Origin of the sequence: Enterorhabdus sp. P55 (genome assembly GCF_009911695.1) — a bacterium.
Classification (GTDB): Bacteria; Actinomycetota; Coriobacteriia; order Coriobacteriales; family Eggerthellaceae; genus Enterorhabdus.
The window spans coordinates 1-782 of sequence record NZ_QWKK01000261.1; the positions used below are offsets into that span (position 1 = coordinate 1).

1 protein-coding gene and 1 pseudogene are annotated in these 782 nt (G+C 75.4%); both read right to left on the reverse strand.

The genetic code is table 11. From position 1 onward, the window contains the following. On the reverse strand, positions 1-608 hold a 608-nt coding region (locus tag D1643_RS11155; protein ID WP_160710662.1), incomplete at its 3' end, for a pseudouridine synthase. Beyond that, positions 598-782: pseudogene (locus D1643_RS11160) on the reverse strand (hypothetical protein); the annotation flags it as partial. The gene D1643_RS11155 and the pseudogene D1643_RS11160, both read right to left, overlap by 11 nt.

The window sequence follows — 782 nt, forward strand, 5'->3', positions numbered from 1 at the left end:
CGCCCCCCGTGGCGCTGGCGCTGCCCGCTCGACCCCGGCCCGTCGCCGATGAGCCGGGCGGCGCGGGCGGCCTCGTCGCCGGCGAGCAGGCGTACGCCCGCCGGGCGCGTCACCCCCTCCTCCAGGCGGATGCCGGCGCGCAGGCGCGCGAGGTCGCCCTCCGCCGGCACCCCCTCCACGAGCGCGAGATAGGTCTTCTCCACCTCGCGACGCGGGTGGAGAAGACCGTGGCCCAGCTCGCCGTCGGTGGTGAACAGCAAAAGCCCCGTCGTGTCCGCGTCGAGCCTCCCCACGGGGAAGAGCCCGGGATGGGCCTCCAGAAGCGGCGCCATGAGCTCAGCCACGGTGGGGCGGCCCTGGGGATCGCTCATGGTGGTCACGTAGCCGGCGGGCTTGTGCAGCATGAGGGTGGCGCCCTCGGCGGGCAGCGCCACCACGGCGCCGTCGACGGCCACCTCATCGGCGGCCGGATCCACCTTCACGCCCATCTCGGTCACGACCTCGCCGTTGACGGCCACGCGCCCGGCGCCGATGAGCTCCTCGGCATGGCGGCGCGAGGCCACGCCGGCGCGGGCCAGGTACTTCTGCAGGCGGACGCTACTCGTCATCGGTCTCGAAGGTGAGGGAGTCGAAGTCGATCTTGTCGACGACGCCCAGGGTGGAGGCGATGGCCTCGGCAAACATGGCCTCGGTCGAGCGGGCCGCGCCCTCCGGCGCCCCCGCGGGCCGCGCCGGAGCCCAGGCGCCCGGCGCGGCCGACGAACCGGCCTGCGCCTCGGCCA